Source organism: Erwinia sp. V71, from assembly GCF_965644245.1.
Lineage (GTDB): Bacteria > Pseudomonadota > Gammaproteobacteria > Enterobacterales > Enterobacteriaceae > Erwinia.
This window is the reverse complement of sequence record NZ_CBFFRK010000245.1, coordinates 1-1,073: the sequence shown is the minus strand read 5'-3', so window position 1 is coordinate 1,073 and position 1,073 is coordinate 1. Positions and strand designations below refer to the sequence as shown.

At 45.2% G+C, this 1,073-nt stretch carries 1 protein-coding gene; it reads right to left on the bottom strand.

The features are described 5' to 3' along the window. Positions 1-118: 118 nt before the first annotated feature. Positions 119-670, bottom strand: coding sequence for a hypothetical protein (locus ACSZO1_RS22435; RefSeq protein WP_437616593.1), 552 nt, complete (start codon positions 668-670; stop codon positions 119-121). Positions 671-1,073 lie beyond the last annotated feature (403 nt).

Sequence of the window (1,073 nt, the reverse complement as noted above, 5' to 3'; positions counted from 1 at the left end):
ATCGTGATCGGAGATGGATGCCAAATCATGATCGACCTTGATGCCAAACCGTGATCGATTCACATGCCATTTTGCAGTGAATAAGGCGGAAAGATTTCAGATGAAGGGAAAAAATGTTTTATGGCATCCAAAGTTGTTTTGAGAAGAAAACCTGCATAACGGCGAGATTTACCGCCGCATGCAGGATTTGAGACCAAAACGTCACTGACGTCTGGAAAGCTGAACTGCCGTGAGGAACAAACCTGGTGCGCTGACGGGCTTCATTCAGTTTTAGGGACTGGATAAACCCGGACTTTTTCAGCAGCTGTGCCATTTCAATGAGTGACTCCGAATAAGGCACCGAGCGGTGGGCCTTGGGACTGAGAAAAACCCGGTATTTTTCGTCGGAAAGTGAGCTGAGAACCAGCGTAATGATCTGATGGGAGAGATCTCCGGCTTTAAGTGCCTGTAAGAGCAGCGCAAGCCGCAGGTCGTCGTTATTCAGTCCAGGCACCAGATGCCGGAGGGACTCTGCCGGTATGAACATACTCCAGGTTTGTAGCCCCGCAATCAGCTCAGGATTGCTCAGTGTCAGAGAAGGGTTCTGGAAAACGAGACAGGCAAGGAGCGGCGTCATCGATTGAATGATCCCGCTTTTCTGGCTGAAATGGGCATCAGCAATGCTTTTCATAATCCAAACTCCCTCGTAAACACAATGTAAAAATAGTGAGTTGCTATGGTGCATTAGAGCATTTTGGTGCGCTATTTTGGTTCTTTTGCTTTTTTGATGATCAATAAAGCTGGAGTCAATTCTTGCTTTTGGCGGGAAGTAAATCTGTAAATGTGCGGGAGAGTGAATTGGTAATAATGTTTTTTAGATTAAATTCAATGACATATATCATTTTTTATCATTTAACGGGCGGGGAGGTTCTGGTTAAGTAAAAATCAAAAAGGGTATGGCAAACCTTTTGCTTAACTCATTATGTTCGTCAGTTAAAACCGGGCCTGAGAGCGTAGTACGCGAATTCAGATAATAAGTGCAACGCTCGGACATGATTGTGGAGAGTGTAGGAGGAAGGGTTAACTACCGATAA